The organism is Legionella hackeliae, from assembly GCF_000953655.1.
Taxonomy (GTDB): domain Bacteria; phylum Pseudomonadota; class Gammaproteobacteria; order Legionellales; family Legionellaceae; genus Tatlockia; species Tatlockia hackeliae.
Map to the genome: position 1 here is coordinate 2,112,249 of NZ_LN681225.1, position 18,360 is coordinate 2,130,608.

Here is an 18,360-nt window from a genome sequence, read left to right on the forward strand (position 1 = left end):
TCACCTCATAGCGGCAAATAATATATCCATCATCTGACCAGAAACTGCCATTACCTGACTTGCTGCTTGATAAGCCTGCTGAAAGCGTAATAAATTGGTAGCCTCTTCATCCAGGTTGACACCACTTTTACTTTCACGAAACTCGACAGCTTGTTGATGTAATATATCGGCAGCGTCGCTACGAAGTTTAGCTTGATAGGTTTTTCCACCCACTTGGGCGATTAAATTAGAATACCTATCGAATAAACTTTCCGTGCCACCTTCAAAGACTTTATTTCGTTGTAAGGCATTTAATTCCAAGCCATTGCGGTTATCCCCTATTCCCCCGCTATTATAAGACGAAGAAAAACTGTCTCCAGATTTTGGGATACCAGACAGAACAAGAGAATAAGACGGTGTCAATGCATCAGGAATGAGAACAGTATTGTCAGAATTGGGTGTAAATGCAAAGGGACCTGTCGTGATGCTGTCTGTCACATTGACTAAGTTGTATTGAGTATCTGAAATAAAATCAATGCGAAATTCTTTGTTAACGGTCGTGGTATTAAATATGTCTCCTAAAGCAATCCGACCATTGCCTGTATTGGCTAATGAGGTTTGTGTACGTACAGGTGAAGCAAATGCAATTTCTCGTGCATCGGTAATGAGTAACTTCAAATCCCTGGAAGCTCCACGAGTCGGAGTTAACGTAAATCGATCATCATTATTTAAATTACCAACATCATTAACAGTAATAGTCATTCCATCAACGACAATTTGCCCTGCTGGTGGTGTTGGAGGCGTATCCGTCCAATTTAATGTTGTTGATTGACCGTCTGATTTGCGAATTAGTCTTATCTCATTAGTTCCTGTGTCAGTGACTATTAATTCATAATCACTTAGTTTGGTTTGAGCGATATCCGATATAGCAACAGATAGAACGGCAGTACCTGTGTTATTTGAAGAAGGTACGGAACGAGCTGCCTGCAAGGAGGCGTCATTAAAATCAGTAAAGAAATCTTTACCAATCTGGCTATTCATATCCATGCCTAAGCGGTGTTGTGCATTAAATCGTTGAGCAAGACCTATGGCCATTTGTCCTAATAACTGACTGGCATGACCAATAACATCTTCTTCAAAACTTAAAAATCCCCCTAACATCCCCGAATGCAAATTCTGAGTAATTTCGGTTTGTCCGGCACCATTGTTAATCGTAATTTTTGTACCATACTGACCTGCAGTATTGGGTTGAATAGCTAGCTCGCGATATTCAGATCCCATAACCAACATATCACCGCTACCAATTGCTACACTAATACCCACATCTCCTTCATCAATCACAGTCACATCAACATATTGAGACAGCTCACGTAGTAATTCATCGCGTTTATCGAGTAATTCAGGTGCATTACGCATTCCACCTAGTTGTTGGTTGACTTCAGCAATACTTGCGGTGATTTGATTAATATGATTAACGGCTTCCTTGATTTGCATAGTATTGTTTTGCTGATATTCATCCAATTGATACTGCAAAGAATTAAATTGATCAACAAGTAGTTCGCTTTGCTTTATGGCTACTCCGCGGGAAGCAATACTATCAGGGGCTTCGTTTAATTGGGCTAAGGAATTAAAAAACTGCTGTAGACTCGCTGAAACACTGGTTCCCTCTTGGGATAAAAGCTTGTCTATCTGGAGTGCCTGTTGATAAAAGGTATCATATTCTGTTTTAGTCGTTAGCGTTTCTCTCACCTGGCGAGTCGCAAATTGGTCTGTATTGCGTTTAATGCCAGTAACTGTAACTCCGGTTCCAATAAAAGAACCTGCATAGCGGTGAGATGGTGTTGGGTTAAATTGAGCGGTTTGTCTTGAATAGCCTTGGGTATTCACATTCGCAATATTGTTCCCAACTACCTCAAGCGCACGTTGAAATGCATTAAGACTTGATGCCGCAATATTTAAAATGCCTGACATATGTTGACTCCTTGCCCAATATTCCTTTTAAATTGCAAATAATTATTATCCATTACTCCATTGAAAAACCATTTCGCGCTAATGCCTGCTGCAATTCATCACCATGATAAATTGACATTATCTTAGACGCGTAATCAGGATCAGTCGCATAACCGGCTCGATGCAACTCCCCTACATAACGTTCAGGATCATTCGCATTCGCTAAAGCAGCCTCATAACGACCACTTCCCTGAATTAATGCGACATAATCATTAAAGCTATGCTCTATTGAAGGATATCTCCTAAAAGATGCATTCACCTTAATAGGTGTATCGGCAATATATTCAGTTGTTTTAATTTTAACCGAATCTTCGGCACGAGAAGTTGCTTTAATATTAAACAAATTATTGCTAGTGCTGCCATCGGCTCCTTTGGTTACATATTGTCCCCAACCCGTTTCAAGCGCCGCTTGTGCCATTAATAGTTTTGGATCAAGTCCTAATAAATTCGCTGCCTGACGAGCATAAGGCCAAATGGATTTTACAAATTCATCGATAGTTGCTGCTGTCTTAGGGTTAGTTTCTCGAGCAGAATGCATTTCTTGTGAGGGAATACGCGCTGACAATCGTGATTGATCCATAGGCTTTACAGGATGGGTATTATCAACAGGATTAAGGTGCGCTGTTTGTGCGAGTTGCTTGGCTAAAACTGACGCTAAACCTACGCCCTTACCTTGAGAAATATTAGTGGCATATTGTCCATCGAGCATATCCTGAAATGTAGAAGCCGTATTACTTTTAAAAGGACTTGAGTCATCAAGAAAATATTGTCCACCCATGCGCATACTTTTAAGCATGGATTGTAAAAAAATGGCCTCAAACTGCTTGGAAACCTCAGGCAAAGCCTTTTGTCCATCTTTCTGGGCTTGCAGTTTTAAATTGTGCAAATTTTTAAAATCACCTACAGCAATTCCATCCGTTGCCATAATCAACCATCCCGGTTAAATAATGATTATCGTTGCATTTAGTGCGCCAACCTGCTTTAAAGCTTCAAGAATCGCAACCAAATCTCCTGGCGTAGCACCAACAGCATTAATTGCTCTCACAATATCTTTCAATGAAGCTCCTGGAGCAAACAGGAAAGTACGATTATTTTTTTCGCTCACATTGATCTGTGAGTCAGGTACTACAACTGTTCTGCCTCCAGCAAAAGGATTGGGCTGACTTACAATAGGATTCTCACTAATTGTCACGACCAAATTACCATGTGATACTGCAGCTGGTTTTACTAATACTTGTTGACCAATAACTACAGTACCTGTTCGCGGATTAATAATAATTCTTGCTTCAGCTTCACCTGGAGTGAATTCAATATTTTCCAGTACTGACACATATTCCACTCGATGGGCAGCGGTTTTTGGAGCAGTTACCTCTACCGAAGCAGCATCGATAGGATGTGCGGTACCTGGTCCCATCAGCTGATTAATCGCATCACTCATGCGCTTTGCAGTAGTAAAATCAGGAAAATGTAGATTGTAAGTTAACGTTTTTGAAAAATAGAAGGGATTAGGTATATCAACTTCAACTGTAGCCCCATTAGCAATTCGTCCACCACTAGGAACGTTGACCGTCACGCTTGAACCATCTTCCCCACTGACTGCTAAAGCAACAACGGTAATATTACCTTGAGCCATTGCATAAACGCGACCATCCGCTCCTTTAAGGGGGGTCATTAATAATGTACCGCCTCGCAGACTCTTAGAATCTCCGATTGATGATACATTCACATCCAGAGTTTGCCCTTTTTTCATAAAGGTGCTTAGATTAGCAGTCACCATTACAGCAGCGATGTTTTTTGAGTTCAATTTCATTCCGGGAGGAATATTAATTCCTAACTGAATGAGCATATTACCAAAACTTTGTTCAGTAAATCGTGTGCCTGTACGATCCCCTGTTCCATCCAACCCCACAACCAAACCATAGCCAATAAGCTGGTTGATTCGCACTCCAGCCAAGGTTGCAATGTCTTTAATACGTTCAGCATAGACAACAGTCCCCACAATATAAGGAATAAAAACTACCAGAAAAGCGATAATAGCTTTACGCATTGATTCGTCCTGTTGTCTTAATATGCAGTCTCGCAGTTTACAAGAGGTTCATGTCGTAAACTCTCTAGCAAACTGCAAGTCATTAATTTGCTCTTAAATTCAAACCACCCTCTTATAACATCAGACGGGGAAGAGCGGTCCCCAAATAAATCGTGCAAACCAACCTTGAGCATTGGTGTTATTAATCTGACCCGTACCACCATAAGCAATTCTTGCATTGGCAATTTTTTCAGAAGTAATTGAATTATCAGGTCGAATATCTTGTGGTCTAATAATTCCTGATAATCTTACAAACTCACTGCCTTGATTAATATGAATCCATTTTTCACCCTGTACTACCATGTTCCCATTCGCAAGAACTTTCGCGACTGTCACAGAAATACTTCCCGCTAATTTATTGTTTTGTACAGATTGACCTTCACCCTCAAATTTACGTTTTGCATCCAAATCAAAATCCATGCTATAACCACTACCAAAATCGATGGGTCGTCCCAGGAAGGTAGCGTTAAATACTTGAGTTTTATCATTTTTACGTTGACGTGTAATAGCACGTTTTTGCGCATCTGTTTTTTCGATTAACAGTACCGTCACTATGTCACCAGGATGCCTTGCTCTAGGAGTTTCAAACAGTGGTAGAGCGGTTTCCGCATTATAAATTGCACCATTAACATGCCGTGTTTGGGTTGGATCCGGTCCTGTTGGGTAAGTTGGAGCATAGTCAGGCTGGGTGCCTGGATATGGAGGAAATAACGCTTCGCATCCTGCCAATTGGCAAACAATTCCCAACCCTAACAAAAATCGTCTAATAGTCATCACCCAATCCCTAATTACACAGTTTGCGTCAAGTATTGCAGCATATTATCTACTGTCTGAATTCCTTTCGCTGTAATTTCATAACTGCGTTGGGCTTGAATCATATTGACTAATTCTTCAACTACGTTAACGTTTGAGGCTTCAAGCGAGCCTTGCAATAAAGTACCTAATCCTGAGTTTCCAGGAATATCAGTTTGCGCAGGACCACTTGCTACAGTTTCTAAAAAGAGATTTTGACCAATGGGTTGCAATCCCGTAGGGTTAATGAAATCGGTTAACTCCAATGTACCAATCTGTGTAGGAACATTATTACCTGCCACCAAAGCAGTGACTGTACCATCAGTACCAATAGTGATACTGAGTGTTTGCTCAGGAACAGTAATAGGCGGTTGTAATACGTAACCATTGGCGGTAACAATTTGTCCTTGTGAGTCACTTTGGAAAGTACCATCTCGAGTATAAGCTTCAGTGCCATCCGGCAATAGAACTCTGAAAAATCCCCTGCCCTGAATAGCCACATCCAACGTGTTTTGAGTATTTTGGATACTTCCCTGATTAAAAATCTTCTGAGTAGCCACCATATGGACACCAGTACCCATATTAATCCCGGTGGGTATTTCTGTACTTTGGGTGGATTGAGCGCCAGCTTGACGTAAATTTTGATAAATTAAATCTTCGAATACCGCCCTTCCCTTTTTAAAACCAGTCGTGTTGACGTTAGCCAAGTTGTTGGCAATGTTTGCAATGTTCTTATCTTGTGCATCAAGACCGGTTTTACTAACCCATAATGCTGGTTCCATAGCCGTTCCTTGTTATTATTTTTATTAGGCTTTTCAAAATCATATCTGCAATAGTCGTGCCAATTTTTCTGAATCTTCGTCAGCAATTTTCATAATTTTCATTTGGGCATCAAATTCCCTGCCTGTTGAAATTAAGTCGACCATTTCCTCCACAGCATTGACGTTACTGCCCTCTAATGCTCCCTTAACTACCCTAACGGAAGCATCAGAAGGAGCAACTCCACCTTGCTTGGATTTCATTAACCCATCAGGACCTTTAACCAGATTTTTAGGATCCAGTTTGACCAGTTTTAATCGCTCAATCACGGCTAATGCGTCTGGATCACCGTCTAAAGGAACAATTGAAATGGTACCATCAGTCCCTATTTCAATACGCTGAGCCGGAGGTATAGAGATGGGACCTCCATCGCCTAAAACAGGCAGATTTGAGGCCGTTACGAGCATCCCGTTTTCCGTGATGCGAAAATCCCCAGCTCGTGTGTAAGCCTCTTTTCCATTGGCGTCCTGAATAGCAAACCACCCATCGCCTTGGACCGCAACATCTAAATCTCTTCCGGTAGTAATCAATTCGCCATCAGTAAACACCGTAGCATTTTCACCTTCCACTACAAAAGCCTCTGATGATTGAACAGAACCTGTGACATACATGGATTCAAACTGAGCAATATCGGCTTTAAATCCTGGGGTATTAATATTTGCTAAATTGTTTGCACTAACAGCCTGTTTTTTAAAATCAGTCTGGGAGCCATGCATTGCATTGTAGAGTACAGGTTCCATTGCTTACCTCTCCATTTGCCCTAATTCCTATTATTAATAACACAAGAATGAATGTGTCATCCACCATTTATGTGGATGACCTATTCTTGCTAGCGAATATTAATAATTGTTTGGGTTACAGCATCTGCTGTTCGAATAGTTTGAGCATTTGCCTGGAAGTCTCGTTGCGCTCCAATTAGGTTGACGAGCTCGCCCGTTAAGTCAACGTTAGACTCTTCCAAAGCGCCAGATTGGATTAAACCGAGACTTGCCGTACCTGGGTTACTAACCAATGCCTGACCCGAAGCAGAGGTCTCTGCCCAATTGGTATTACCCATGGATTGTAATCCATCGGGGTTAGCGAAATTGGCTAATTGTATTTGGCCCATAACTCTTGACTGACCGTTGGTATAACGGCCAAATAAAATACCCTCTTCATCAATATCTAAACCGTCCAAACGACCTGTGGTATAACCATTTTGTACGTTAGACTGTACAGCAAAAGGACTCCCAAATTGGGTGCTGTTTGAAAAATCAACATTAAAATTCAATGGATCCGCACCATTAGCCAGTGTCATCGATAACGGAATCAAATTATTCGCTAAGGGGTTATTGGCGGTATCCAGAGCAGTATTAAACGAACCATCACTATTAAAATTCACGCGAAATAAATTATCGGTATTGTGTGGACCTCCGTTTGCAGGAAGATTCTGATTGTCAAGCTGAAACGCAATGTACCATTGATTCTGAGTGCCAGGAGGGGTTGACGCGTTAGGGTCACCTAACACTGCCGTAGAATCTGCATGAATAAAATACATCGACAGAACATGGGAATTACCCAAACTATCGTAAATGGTGGTTGATGTAGCATTATTGTAAGTATCTTGAGCAGGTGTAGCTCCCCCAGTCCAATCAACTGTGGGCGCAGTAGCGTTGGCATACAAATTCACTCCACTTGTAACAGTGCTAGTAGCATTAGGACTAATATTAGCCGTGTTAACTTGTAGATTGCCAGAAACACTGGTGATATTTCCACTGGCATCCGCAAGCAATCCTGTTAAATTTTGATTGAAACTATTAACAATGAAGCCTTCATTGTCTAATCCAAAAGAACCTGCTCTGGTGTAAAGCCTTGAGCCTTGATCATTTAAAACAAAAAATCCGGACCCACTTACAGCGAGATCGAGACTATTATTAGTAAACGTGAAATTACCTTGGCCAAAATTTTGCTGTACTCGCGCTAAACGGACGCCACTTCCCACGGCATTGCCACCACCACCATAGGTACCCGTAGCGTAAACGTCTGCGAACTCTGCACGTGAGCTCTTGAATCCGATAGTAGGGGCGTTAGCGATATTATTGCCAATGACATCCAAATCTTTACTGGCTGCTTGAATTCCACTAAGTGCTGTTCCAAATACCATGATTGCCTCCTGCAATAATTTTTTCAGGCTTTGAAAGGCTTGCCTGAGTTAATGGCAGAGTTGAATTCTGACATTATTCTAATTCTAAGAAATTTTTTAACCTTTTGAGAACTATCCGGTAATTTGTTTGACATCATTCAACGATACCGAACCAATACCCGCAACATTAAGTCTTACACCTTCACCATTTTGTCCAAGACTTACGCTATCAACATTTGCAGCAGTCATTGTTTTTAAGGCCACTTCTTTGCCTGAATAAAGACCATTAACTTTGATAGTATATTTGCCTGCAGGTACTCTTTCCCCTTTTTGGTTAAACCCATCCCAACTGAATTCAAAGAGTCCGGCATTACGTTGTCCCAAAGGAATTGTTCGAATTAATTCGCCTGATTCGGAATAAATTGATGCGGCCAGGTTATCTACGCTAGCAGGAACATCCACTGCCGCCTTAGTCTCTCCCTCCTGCCCAAGGTTCATAGTATTACTATTGACAAGGACCTTGCGCCCCACCAACGATGATGCTTGCAGTGCTTGATTAGATTGCAAGGAAGAAGCCAAACTTTCAATTGATTCTTGCATTTTGGTAATCCCATCATTCGTGCTAAATTGCGCTAATTGAGAAAGAAAATCACCATTGGTTTGTGGCTCCAATGGATCCTGGCTTTTGACCTGGGCAATCATTAGTCTTAAAAAATCGTTTTGTCCCAAACTTTTCTTAGGTGCTGTTGCCGCTGAGCCCATGAGGGAGTTTGCTCCATTAACTGAATTCATTGTCATTATAAGTTACCTCTTACTGTCCAAGTTGTAAGGTTCGTTGTATAAGTTGTTTTGATGTATTTAATACTTCTAAATTCATCTGGTAAGCCTTCGATGCGGAAATAATATTTGCTATTTCAGCCACATAGTTAACATTAGGTGCATAGACAAATCCATCAGCATCTGCAAGTGGGTTATCAGGGTCGTATTGTTTAATTGGCTCAGCTTCACTTTCGTAAATGTCGCTCACTTCAACCCCTGCTTTTACCTGCTTGTCCATCCATAATTGCGCTTCATCTTGTACTGTTTTAAAAACAGGGTACTGAGGTTTATAAGTATCATCGGGGTTACCGGTAACTACGTTGGCGTTACTCATATTACTGGCACTGGTAGTCAAACGAGAGGTCTCGGCAACAAGCGCTGAACCCGTAATATCAAATACATTATTCAATGACATACCTTATTCCCCTTTTAGTGCCGTGATCATGGATTTAATCTTGCCATCCAGAAATGTTAAACTGGCTTGATAAGACATCGCATTACGAGCAAACTCAGTAGATTCCAAGTTTTTGTCCACCGTGTTTCCATCTAATGTCATATGACTCGGTGTTCGATACTTAAGTTGTCCCTCAAAGTCGCTTTGCGCAACAATATGATTAGGTTTGTCTATTGCCATTTGCTGAGATGTAGTCGTCGTCATCGCTTGTGACAAAGCATTCTTAAAATCGATATCTTGAGCTTTATAATTAGGGGTATTCACGTTTGCCATATTCATTGCAAGTTGTGAAGCACGCTGATCACGAAGCACCAGCGCCTTGGCATGAATTCCAAAGTAACTATCTAAATCGAAGGCCATTTATCAAACTCCCTTTGTACTGTCAGTAGCTATCAAGCAAATGGTATGCCAACAATTGAATATTTCGACAATAACTGTGTTTTAGCGTTATACGGATTGTATTTAGTTTCGTCCAGGCAGTAAAATTAGCCATCGCGTAGACAGCATTATCGATTGTCTTGCGAATTAGGAGTACATGATGAAAACAATCAATGAATTACCTTCAGATGCAATCGATCAAGTCCAATCCTACCTGTTAAATTTACAAAATTCGATTTGTAGAACTCTCGAGGAACTAGATGGCCAAAATCAATTTTTAGAAGATAGTTGGATAAGGCCTCAGGGTGGCGGCGGCATCACGCGAGTGCTTGCTGACGGTAAAGTGTTTGCCAAAGCCGGGGTTAATTTTTCCCATGTTTCAGGCGACAAACTCCCTGCTTCAGCGACAGCGCATCGAGAAGAATTGGCAGGGTGTAAATTCCACGCATTAGGGGTTTCATTAGTTATTCATCCTGATAATCCTTATATTCCCACGACGCATGCGAATGTTCGTTTTTTTATCGCAGAAAAAGAAGGAAGTGCCCCAATATGGTGGTTTGGCGGCGGGTTTGATTTGACCCCTTACTATGGATTCCACGAAGACTGCATACAGTGGCATCAAATGGCTTTTGACGCATGCCAACCTTTTGGAGCAGATATCTATCCCAGATTTAAAACCTGGTGTGACCAATATTTCTATCTCAAACACCGACAAGAAGCGAGAGGCATTGGTGGCCTGTTCTTCGATGATTTTAATGAAGGTGGTTTTGAAAATAGTTTTTCTTTAATGAAAAGTATTGGCGACCACTTTATTAAAGCCTACGAACCCATTGTAAAAAAACGAAAAAATACTCCTTTTAGTACACGTGAAAAGGCGTTTCAACTTTACAGACGTGGGCGTTATGTTGAGTTTAATCTGGTTTATGATCGCGGGACTTTATTTGGTTTACAATCTGGTGGCAGAACAGAGTCCATTTTAATGTCGCTCCCGCCTGAAGTACACTGGCATTACGATTGGCATCCTGAAAAAGGGAGTCCTGAAGAGAAACTTTACACAGACTTTTTACCCGCAAAGGAATGGTTAAATTTATAACCGGAATTTGGGTATTTAACCACGTATAGGGTCTAATCCAATTTAATCTCTGTATCAGAGAGCTTCACAGAATAATTTTTGTGAAGCTCAAACTTGTTTTTGTTAAATACTCGCCAATTTACTGTGCATTCTTTATCATTGACATCCAATATAAAATAACTGTTGTAGTTGTCTTTATTCCTGCTACATAAGAGAGTTCCTGCATGTAGGACTAAACAAATTCTGCCATTGGATTTTTTTATCATACCCACATTCGCGTAGTGAAGATGACCCGTACAAACAATATCTACATTACTTCTCTGTAAATGCTCTAAAAATTGCTCTTCATTTTCAAGTGGCTTATGAAGTCCAGCTATATGATCAAAATTATGATGAAAAAATAAAATGTTAACTTTTTTATGTTCAACTGTAAAAAAATTACTAATCATTTCTAATGTTTTTACAGCTAATTTTCCTTTTTTTATTCTAAAAGGATTAACACTATTAACGCCAAGAATCGCTATCTCATCGTTAACAAACTTCATTTTAAATAACTCACCAATACAGTGATTATAACCTTTATAAGGATTTATTAACCGTGCAAATATTTTGTACAAAGGCACATCATGATTGCCAGGTACAACAAGGACAGTTCCTGCTATTTGATTTAGAAAAGAGAGCGCAAGTTCAAATTGATAATTTTTTGCTCGCTGAGTTAAATCTCCAGAAACGATTGTTAATTCAGGTTGTTGTGCAGTGATATCTTGCAAAAAAGCATCCATAACTTCTGTCTGATGCATACCAAAATGTAAATCAGAGATATGGGCAATTTTCATTTTAATATTTGAAGCGAGTCAGGGAGACAACGATAAATAAGAGGCGTTTCCATAGATATTGTGTCTCCATCCAGAGAGATATTAATGTGATCTCGATTTTCAATTTCTATTTTAATAGGCGTTTTTGAACTTTTTATTTCAAAATGATTTGCTCTTCTAAATATGTGATTAATGACTTTCATTAAGCTTAACTTGCCTCGTTTTAAAAAATAAATGCCTAAGTTTTTTTGATTAAAACTATCACGCCCGATTGTTGCAGGGAACTGATAAGAATATAAGTTATTAGAGATCATGAAAAAAGAAGTGTGGACTGAGAAATTCAATTCATTGCTTTTTGTGGTGATTGAAAAAGTTTCATGATAACGAAGGGTTTGTAAAAAGCTTGGGATGTAACTTAAAAACTTAGGGTAATATTTTGAGTAATAATCTCGTTTTTTTGCAAGTTTTGGGTAGAAACCAATAGATGAGTTATTAACGAATATCTTGCCATTCACTTCAGCCAAATCAATTCGCATTGTATCTTTATTTTTAATACTGGTAATTATCTCTTTTATTGTTAAGGGCAGACCCAGCTCTTTGGCGAAATGATTCATTGTTCCAAGTGGTAACACACCAAGAATGATATTGGTATTTGCACACCATTGAGCTGCAGTGCGGATAGTACCATCCCCCCCGCCTACTAATATAATTGGGAACTCAGTCAAACACTGCTTAATTTGATTTTCTAAATCTTTAGATTCCACTTGATAACATTGATAGTCGATTTTTTCTTTATCAAAAGCGTCAAGATAGGCATCTATTTGGGCCGCATTCTTAGCATTTTTATTTAATACTACAGCAAATTTGGCCAAGCTACGTCACTCCCTTAACGATAGTAATTATGCCCCACTACAATCTTTAGGAACAAAAGGACAACTGTAAGCATTTTTTGATGCATCAAAGACTACTTTACCTTGAATATCATGAGGCAATAAAGTTACCCGGCCTACACAATTCATAAATATATAATTACCGTCACTCAACATTAAAAAACTATCTTGATTGAGGTTTGGAGGTAACTCCGCAAAGCTTTTAAGACTGATGGGCGATGAATGAAGCTCTTGGGAGTTTTGGTTAAAGTAGTTAAGAAATAAATTAACTTTTTTGTCATTACTCGAATGAAAATCCAGCGCCTCTAAATGCTTATCGCTACAGCGCCAAAATATTTTATATTCAGCAGTCCACCCAACCGTTGCAATACAAAGCAATAATAAACCAACAATATTTCTTCTCATCCTTGTGGCCCTTTTGTTTTAAATTATTTCAGTTAATCAACTTGGGAACTTGCCAAAGCTCTTTTGCTTAATGAAGCTATAATTTTTTCAAGACTATGTGGGTAGGGGTCTGTCTGGCTAATGATTGCCTTAGCACGTTGCTCACAATAATCTTTTACTTCTTTATCGGGTAAAATATAAAATGTTTTCTTTTCTATTTCATGCAGAATATGAGAGGCAACATCTTCGGCAGGTCTGCTTCGAGCCACGAGATCGGCAACCATATGATGTAAGGTATCTGTGTGCAATGGTGTTGAATTTTTAAGTAATTGTGTATTGGCAAAAGACGGGCAAACTACTGATACATCCACAGGCTTTTCTAAACGCTTAAGATCAAAGTGTAATGATTCTGATAAAGCCACTATCGCATGTTTAGACATTGCATAAGCTGACATTTGCGAGCCACTGCACAAACCATAAAGACTAGCCATGTTTATTATATGTGCACGATGAGATTGCTTGAACATGAACGGTAGGAACGCTTGAACACCATGAATTACCCCATGGAGATTTACGTCAATTACTTTGCGGATATGCTCATGTGTTAGCTCCCAAACAGGCGCTAAATGACCACTAATCCCTGCATTATTGAATAACCAATCTACACGTTTAAAATGCTCATGCGTTTGTTTAGCAAGATGTCTGAGACTTTCAGGCTTTGTTACATCACACACAACCCCTAAGACCTCTGCTTTCCCCAAATTGCTGAGTTGTTCTACTTTGTCACATAGAGTAGTCACCGCGTTGTCAGCCATAACAACATGAATACCGCGTTGTATGCAAGCTTGAGCTATAGCTAGTCCAATTCCACTTGCCGCTCCAGTAATCACCGCAACTTTTTGATTAGACTCCATTCCAATCTCTCCAGAAGTGATATTGATAAGTATTAATAAGATTCTCGTACATTAAATAATAAAGCAACCTTGATGTTTAACTTATAAGTACCCTTGGTGCACTGATTTTAAACAAGGTATGTTTGTGATGAGGATAATAACGATTATACTGGGCAAAGGTCAAGAATAACCGCTCCCGAGAACCACTCCAATAACACTACAATATCAGAAATTTATTACTCAATAATTTTCATAGCTAGCATTCGCAAAGACAAACTATTATTCTTAGTTCTTTGCCTATATGAATAAATTCTTTGTCTTTGCAAAATACGTGATATGCATTAGCGTATCTATGCTTGTTCAGCTTCCTCAGTAACTACAATAACTTCTTGCGCCTTAAATCCCTTAGGACCTTTATCAAGCACAAAGGTTACAGAATCATTTTCGTTTAATGTTCTAAAACCTACGCCTTGAATATCTTTGTAATGGACAAATATGTCTTCACCTTGTTCGTTGACGATAAATCCAAATCCCTTTTTTTCATTGAACCACTTAACATGGCCAGTTTCTCTTTGCGACATTCACTATCCCCTTTCGTCTAAAGCTCCATCTACTGCAAGTAGATTAAAACAATCAGCATTCACTCTAGTTCAAATTGCAGGCAAGAGTGCAATTAATACAGCAAACCATTCGGATTTTGATCTAAAGTGAATACTTTTATGCTAAGAAAAGTTAGCATTTACTTAGAATAGCAGTTTTTTATTGATTGTTAACGATTTTTTTCAAAAACATTTAAACCTATAGATTAAGAGTCTATTTGTTTAAAATTTTGTAGAATACTTTCAAATTCATTTCTCACGTTTAAACCAGGATGTCCTATGAATCAATTTAAAGAATCCTTTATTCGTTTGGCACTTGACTGCCAGGTATTAAAATTTGGTGATTTCACCTTAAAATCAGGTAGACAAAGTCCTTATTTCTTTAATGCCGGATTATTTTATCAAGGTGATGCCTTACGTCAGCTTGGTCAGTTTTATGCCAAGACCTTAATTCATCATCAAATTAATTTTCAGCATCTTTTCGGGCCTGCGTATAAAGGCTTACCCTTAGCTACTGCTACCGCTATCGCTTTGGCAGAATTAGGAGTAGACACGACGGTGACCTTTAATCGAAAAGAAGAGAAGGATCACGGTGAAGGTGGGCAGCTTATTGGGGCTCCTTTACATGGGAAAACTATCATTGTTGATGATGTCATTACCGCAGGTACCGCATTTCGTGAAGCGCAAACACTCATTCGAAAAAATGGCGGAGAATTAACTGGAGTAATTATTGCTCTTGATCGCTGCGAGAGAGGATTGGGTAGTCAATCTACCCTTGCAGAAATTGAAGCTCAAGGTATCCGTGTTTTCTCTATAATTACTTTTTTTGATCTAGTCGAATATTTGCGCTCATCAGAAGAACCTGAACAGGTTGAGCGCTTAATGGCATATCATCAGGAATATGGCTGCCATTAATAACTTCAATCCATGTCTTTGCGAGCGACAGGAGCAATCTAATTGTTTAGATTGCTCCACCACGCTCGCAATGACTCGAAATCACATCAATTAATAGGCAGCAATATCAATTGTCTTCATCTTGAAGTTAAGTGTTTTACCTTGTCTGACTACTGTTAGTGTGATCGGTTCGCCTACTTTGATATCTACAAGAATGTTGTAAAAAACATCATAATTTTTTACAGGATGGCCATTTATCGCAATAATTACGTCACCAATGTGTATACGTCCCCAGCTGTCACGCAAAGTACCGCGCAATTTGGCTTGAGCAGCCGGTGTATGCGGGAGTACATCTGCAACTAACAATCCTTTATCAACGCCTAATTTTTTTGCGATATGCGGCTCGACAACTTGAATACCAATTCCAGACAACATTACACGGCCATTTTTAATTAACTGAGGAACAATACGCGCAATGTCATCTGCAGGAACTGCAAAACCAACTCCAGCTGAAGAACCAGAATTTGAATAAATTGCTGTATTCAAACCAAGAAGTCGTCCTTTGCTATCTAATAAAGGACCACCAGAATTTCCTGGATTTATCGAAGTATCTGTTTGAATCATGTCACGAATAGTTACGCCGCCAGCCCCTGGCACTTGGCGACCTAAGGCAGAAATTACTCCCACTGTTAAACTATGATCCAAGCCAAAGGGATTACCAATAGCAATGGTTTTCTGCCCGACCAGTAATTCATTAGTAGGCGCTAATTCAAAAGGAGTAAATGATTTTAAAAGCTCTAATGCCTTGGGTGATTTAATTGCCAGTACTGCAATATCTTTTCGAGGCTCAGCCCCAACCACCTTAGCAGGTACAGTTAACTTTCCAATACTAACCGTTAAATTATCCGCACCATTAATCACGTGGAAATTGGTAACAATATGACCTGCCGCATCCCAAATAATCCCTGAACCGGCTCCCGCGACAACTTGCATGCGCTCATAAGAGGAATGGTTAACAACGGTTGCCATACGGTGTACATACACTACCTTGGGCGAAAATTTTTGAAAGATTTCAACAGTATTTCTTTCATTGGGTAACAACTCATCTAAGGTAGTACCGTAGGAAGGAAAAACCATTGCAATAGCACAAGAAAATAATACAGTTAGCCATTTATGTTTCATTATCAAACTCCATACCTATTGCTCCAGACAAACGCTTGCGTATACTCTGACGCGATAACAATTTATCAATTACGGGTTGAGGAAAATCTGTAATCCTAATTAAGTTTTTACTTATCAATACATCTATTAAGTCTTCTAATACTCGAATGAGTTTTAAGTCTGATTGCAACAATTCCCACTGTTTTTCGCTATCACAGCGTGCCAGGAACTGAAGTACCTCAGGGTGATGCATATCGAGTGCTTCCATTTCAGCTGACCCTGTTTCATAAAGAGCGCAAATTTTGCCCTCATTGTCTCGTTTAATGTAAACCACAGGATTGTCCTTAATTTAATTTTCGCCAATTATGCCTTATTTTAGTGTAAGTAGACAAATAAAAAAACATTTACACCGATAAAACACACAGTTATCTAACATATGAATCAATTGAAATTTTTTCAAGATTTTAGAAAAAAAGATTAAAAAACAATCGTCTTTTGATGTTCAAGGTTACTTTCATCTGGGAAGGCATTATCTGGATTTATATAACCTTGATGCTCGCTTTGCTGACATCAAGGTTAAAAATTTCTCTTTCTATAATCTGCGAGATATTTTCTCGGACTAAGTCTGGGGTTTGGGACTATTTAAACAGCAAATTCAGTTTTTGTATCACTATCGTTTGTGTTTTCTTCATCCTTTGGTGAATTTTCAACGGTATCTTCATCTTTACCATTGATGTCATCCTCGGCTTCCGATACATCTCCTCTTGAATTAATTTCGTCTTTAGCCTGCTCATCATTAACATTGCTTGAGGGTTTAAAATACTGCATTAGCAAGTTAATAGGAGCCATAATCAATGCTTTAAATGTTTCCGTTCCAGCATCGATTGACTTCACAGCAACCGTTTCACTGTTTTTATTATGACGCAAATAGATCTTTTCAAGTAAACCAGTATGCCGTTGATAAATATCATCAAGATTTTGATTACGCTGTTTTTCCTGATCTAAAAGATAATCCTTTAGTTCAGAGTGAGTATCCCAAAGAGAATCACGTCTTTTTTGCAGTTGCTCAAGCTCACTATTGTAAAACTCTAGCTCATTATCAATTTCTCGTTTGAGTTTATCGCAGGTTGCTTTCCGCTCAGCAGATTGCTCCCCGCCAACAATAGCAGTCGACTCTTTAACTGCAATTTGAGCATAACGTTCAATTAAATCGGTTTTCTTTTTGAGAATATCCTCGATTTTCTGATCAAGATACTGAATGGCCTCTTTGTTTGAACCTAAAACCTGGTAGTGAGAATCAAATCGCTTATTACTTGCCATTTGAGTACGCAGGTTTTCTAATTCTTTTATTTCCTGGGCGAGTGCTATTTGCTGTGCCTGATCATTCAAATTTTTATCGCGACTTAATAATAACTGTCGGATAAATGCAGATAAGACGGCAACAACGCCAAATGCTGTTGCACAAATGATCGCTATAGTAACTGGTTCCATAGCAAATCCTCCTTAGTGCAAATGAATCAATTGAGTATGTATATCTATAGCGAAATAACGGCTGAATGCCTGATACGAGTCAATTACTGGCCATTCCTCGACGTTATTACACATACGCATCATTTCAGCTTCAAAAATAGGCTCATAATAATGTTGAAGAAATGGTTTTATCTGACTTAGTTTGCTAAAGTTTTTCACTACCACTGTAGCATTTTCAGCCAAATGCGATAAATTGACTTTTTCCAATACACTGATTAAATCACTTTGATCTTCAACAGCAGCTTTCATCCATTTCAATAATACAGAGCGGGGTCGAACGCGAAGTAACTGTTTCCCCTCTTCTATTGATTGCTCCATAAGAACAATGTGTGAATGGAGCTCGAATTTAAAACAACATAAGAAATCCAGAAAACTACCTTCGATTTCATTTCGCGCATTTTCTCCTAACCAACGACATATTTCATGTCTAAACATGGTCGTGAAATGACGCTCAATTTCATTTAAGGTTTCTTCATCATTTCTTTTCTTTTCAATGACATAAGCTGTGTTATCAGTCTGTAACAAACGTAATTCTGGTAACTCAATCTCGGGTAATTGTGAAGCAAGGAATGATAAGAATACTGGAGTAGGCTTGAGAATTATAACTTCCCATTTACTTGGTCGCATGACGCTCTCCTTGATTTTATCGACTCATCCTGAGTA

General features: G+C 39.2%; 21 protein-coding genes. 2 read left to right on the plus strand and 19 right to left on the minus strand.

Features of this window, described 5'->3' with window-relative positions; all coding sequences use genetic code 11:
* The 10 genes from flgK to flgB all read right to left on the minus strand — a co-directional run bounded on the left by flgK (nt 1) and on the right by flgB (nt 9,441).
* Nucleotides 1-1,950, minus strand: coding sequence for a flagellar hook-associated protein FlgK (flgK, locus tag LHA_RS09415; protein ID WP_045106313.1), 1,950 nt, complete (start codon nt 1,948-1,950; stop codon nt 1-3).
* 52 nt (nt 1,951-2,002) lie between these two features.
* Nucleotides 2,003-2,914: a flagellar assembly peptidoglycan hydrolase FlgJ gene (gene flgJ, locus LHA_RS09420; protein ID WP_045106314.1), complete on the minus strand. Its 912-nt coding sequence runs from the start codon at nt 2,912-2,914 to the stop codon at nt 2,003-2,005.
* A 15-nt stretch (nt 2,915-2,929) separates the two neighbouring features.
* Complete coding sequence (locus LHA_RS09425) at nt 2,930-4,036, minus strand: flagellar basal body P-ring protein FlgI (protein WP_045106315.1); 1,107 nt, start codon at nt 4,034-4,036, stop codon at nt 2,930-2,932.
* Between the two features lie 120 nt (nt 4,037-4,156).
* The gene (locus tag LHA_RS09430) at nt 4,157-4,849 is read right to left on the minus strand and encodes a flagellar basal body L-ring protein FlgH (RefSeq protein ID WP_045106316.1); all 693 of its coding nucleotides are present in this window, start codon (nt 4,847-4,849) and stop codon (nt 4,157-4,159) included.
* A gap of 14 nt (nt 4,850-4,863) precedes the next feature.
* Nucleotides 4,864-5,649, minus strand: coding sequence for a flagellar basal-body rod protein FlgG (gene flgG / locus LHA_RS09435; protein ID WP_045106317.1), 786 nt, complete (start codon nt 5,647-5,649; stop codon nt 4,864-4,866).
* Between the two features lie 39 nt (nt 5,650-5,688).
* Nucleotides 5,689-6,426 (minus strand): flagellar basal-body rod protein FlgF, encoded by a 738-nt coding sequence (gene flgF, locus LHA_RS09440; RefSeq protein ID WP_045106318.1) that lies wholly within the window; start codon nt 6,424-6,426, stop codon nt 5,689-5,691.
* A gap of 89 nt (nt 6,427-6,515) precedes the next feature.
* Nucleotides 6,516-7,829, minus strand: coding sequence for a flagellar hook protein FlgE (gene flgE, locus LHA_RS09445; protein WP_045106319.1), 1,314 nt, complete (start codon nt 7,827-7,829; stop codon nt 6,516-6,518).
* 111 nt (nt 7,830-7,940) lie between these two features.
* A complete protein-coding gene (gene flgD, locus LHA_RS09450) occupies nt 7,941-8,606 on the minus strand; it encodes a flagellar hook assembly protein FlgD (RefSeq protein ID WP_045106320.1) in 666 nt (221 codons plus the stop codon).
* A 13-nt stretch (nt 8,607-8,619) separates the two neighbouring features.
* Complete coding sequence (flgC, locus tag LHA_RS09455) at nt 8,620-9,042, minus strand: flagellar basal body rod protein FlgC (RefSeq protein WP_045106321.1); 423 nt, start codon at nt 9,040-9,042, stop codon at nt 8,620-8,622.
* Between the two features lie 3 nt (nt 9,043-9,045).
* Nucleotides 9,046-9,441, minus strand: a complete 396-nt coding sequence (flgB, locus tag LHA_RS09460; RefSeq protein ID WP_045106322.1) for a flagellar basal body rod protein FlgB — start codon at nt 9,439-9,441, stop codon at nt 9,046-9,048.
* A 178-nt stretch (nt 9,442-9,619) separates the two neighbouring features.
* Here flgB and hemF point away from each other — a divergent pair, with 178 nt between their 5' ends.
* Entirely contained in the window at nt 9,620-10,552 is a 933-nt protein-coding gene (hemF, locus tag LHA_RS09465; protein WP_370447947.1) for an oxygen-dependent coproporphyrinogen oxidase, read from the plus strand.
* 32 nt (nt 10,553-10,584) lie between these two features.
* Here the strand turns inward: hemF and LHA_RS09470 are convergent, their stop codons facing one another.
* The 5 genes from LHA_RS09470 to LHA_RS09490 form a co-directional block, all read right to left on the minus strand.
* Complete coding sequence (locus tag LHA_RS09470) at nt 10,585-11,367, minus strand: metallophosphoesterase family protein (protein ID WP_045106324.1); 783 nt, start codon at nt 11,365-11,367, stop codon at nt 10,585-10,587.
* Nucleotides 11,364-12,218, minus strand: coding sequence for a diacylglycerol/lipid kinase family protein (locus LHA_RS09475; RefSeq protein ID WP_045106325.1), 855 nt, complete (start codon nt 12,216-12,218; stop codon nt 11,364-11,366). Before LHA_RS09475 ends, LHA_RS09470 begins: the two co-directional genes overlap by 4 nt.
* A 27-nt stretch (nt 12,219-12,245) precedes the next feature.
* Nucleotides 12,246-12,641: a hypothetical protein gene (locus LHA_RS09480; protein ID WP_045106326.1), complete on the minus strand. Its 396-nt coding sequence runs from the start codon at nt 12,639-12,641 to the stop codon at nt 12,246-12,248.
* Nucleotides 12,642-12,673: 32 nt separating this feature from the next.
* The gene (locus tag LHA_RS09485; RefSeq protein WP_045106327.1) at nt 12,674-13,534 is read right to left on the minus strand and encodes an SDR family NAD(P)-dependent oxidoreductase; all 861 of its coding nucleotides are present in this window, start codon (nt 13,532-13,534) and stop codon (nt 12,674-12,676) included.
* 329 nt (nt 13,535-13,863) lie between these two features.
* Entirely contained in the window at nt 13,864-14,094 is a 231-nt protein-coding gene (locus LHA_RS09490) for a cold-shock protein (RefSeq protein ID WP_045106328.1), read from the minus strand.
* 297 nt (nt 14,095-14,391) lie between these two features.
* Here LHA_RS09490 and pyrE point away from each other — a divergent pair, with 297 nt between their 5' ends.
* Nucleotides 14,392-15,027, plus strand: coding sequence for an orotate phosphoribosyltransferase (gene pyrE, locus LHA_RS09495; RefSeq protein WP_045106329.1), 636 nt, complete (start codon nt 14,392-14,394; stop codon nt 15,025-15,027).
* A gap of 90 nt (nt 15,028-15,117) precedes the next feature.
* On the opposite strand, the gene LHA_RS09500 is transcribed toward pyrE, so the two are convergent.
* The 4 genes from LHA_RS09500 to LHA_RS09515 all read right to left on the minus strand — a co-directional run bounded on the left by LHA_RS09500 (nt 15,118) and on the right by LHA_RS09515 (nt 18,324).
* Entirely contained in the window at nt 15,118-16,188 is a 1,071-nt protein-coding gene (locus tag LHA_RS09500; protein ID WP_102046647.1) for a S1C family serine protease, read from the minus strand.
* Nucleotides 16,178-16,501: a hypothetical protein gene (locus LHA_RS09505; RefSeq protein WP_045106330.1), complete on the minus strand. Its 324-nt coding sequence runs from the start codon at nt 16,499-16,501 to the stop codon at nt 16,178-16,180. Before LHA_RS09505 ends, LHA_RS09500 begins: the two co-directional genes overlap by 11 nt.
* Nucleotides 16,502-16,809: 308 nt before the next feature.
* Nucleotides 16,810-17,658 (minus strand): gluzincin family metallopeptidase, encoded by an 849-nt coding sequence (locus LHA_RS09510; RefSeq protein WP_045106331.1) that lies wholly within the window; start codon nt 17,656-17,658, stop codon nt 16,810-16,812.
* A gap of 12 nt (nt 17,659-17,670) precedes the next feature.
* Nucleotides 17,671-18,324 (minus strand): hypothetical protein, encoded by a 654-nt coding sequence (locus LHA_RS09515; RefSeq protein ID WP_045106332.1) that lies wholly within the window; start codon nt 18,322-18,324, stop codon nt 17,671-17,673.
* Between the last annotated feature and the right edge of the window lie 36 nt (nt 18,325-18,360).